Annotated in this window: 2 protein-coding genes; both read right to left on the bottom strand. The window is 72.2% G+C overall.

The window, feature by feature from the left end; all coding sequences use genetic code 11:
* Nucleotides 1-61 precede the first annotated feature (61 nt).
* Nucleotides 62-322 (bottom strand): hypothetical protein, encoded by a 261-nt coding sequence (locus Voc01_RS55020; RefSeq protein WP_203935340.1) that lies wholly within the window; start codon nucleotides 320-322, stop codon nucleotides 62-64.
* On the bottom strand, nucleotides 315-629 hold the full coding sequence (locus Voc01_RS52625) for a HEAT repeat domain-containing protein (protein ID WP_275423848.1): 315 nt from the start codon (nucleotides 627-629) through the stop codon (nucleotides 315-317). Before Voc01_RS52625 ends, Voc01_RS55020 begins: the two co-directional genes overlap by 8 nt.
* Nucleotides 630-871 lie beyond the last annotated feature (242 nt).

The raw sequence follows: 871 nt of genomic DNA, 5'->3' as shown, positions 1-871 counted from the left end.
GCCGCTCCGCGCACTATGCGGGTAGCCGTGAGGAGCGCTGGCTGTTCTGGCGTTGCGCTCATTATTCGGCGTCGTCAGTTGGGTTCAGCTCGACGCGTGCGAGGAGGCGGGGGTGTTGCGTGTGGTGGGCGAGGAGGGATTTGGCCTCGTCGAGGAGGCCGGCCACCTCGTTCGTCTCGTCGTCGTCCCTGTGGCTGCCGGTGGCCGGTGCGTGATCCAGGGCGTCGAGGGCGGTGAGGAGCGGCTGGACCGCTCGCGGCTCGCCGAGCGCGGCCAGCGCCCGCAGGGCTTCGGCCCGGGTGACGGTGTCGTCGTCACCGATCCGGGGCGATCAAGGCGTGCCGCACCTGTGCTGTGTCCTGACCGGTCTGGTACAGCCCGAAGTAGGCCCAGTCGCGGACGGGCGGATGCGGGTCGCGGGTCAGCTCGACCAGGTGGCGCAGCGCGTCGGCGTCGTCGGCGGCGAGAGGGGTCAACGCAAGGCAGACCGACCACCGCACCTGGACCTGCGGATGGGTGCGCCACCGGCCGAGGAGCCCGACCGCCCGCGGATCGGCGAGGTGGCCGAGCGTGGTGGCGATCGCTTGCTGCACTCTGTCGACTGTCTCGGTGGTTGCCAGGTCGAGCAGGGGCGCGACGGCTGCGGCGCGGAAGGGGGCGCACGTCGTGGGACACGATCACGATCGTCCCGTCGGCGGACAGCCGTACCACGTCCGAGCTGGCCCAGGATGTCGGCACCCGGCGCCCGCCGGACCGGGTCGGCATCACCGCACCGCGTCCCGGGCCACCTCGTACGTCTCCCGGTCGCCGCGCAGGTGCAGGAACGCGGTGTACTCGGGTCTGCTGTCCTCGCCGACAGCGAGCGCGGCAC

This window comes from Virgisporangium ochraceum (assembly GCF_016863655.1).
Lineage (GTDB): Bacteria > Actinomycetota > Actinomycetes > Mycobacteriales > Micromonosporaceae > Virgisporangium > Virgisporangium ochraceum.
The sequence above is the reverse complement of the archived record's forward strand: the minus strand, read 5'-3'. Positions and strand labels throughout refer to the sequence as shown.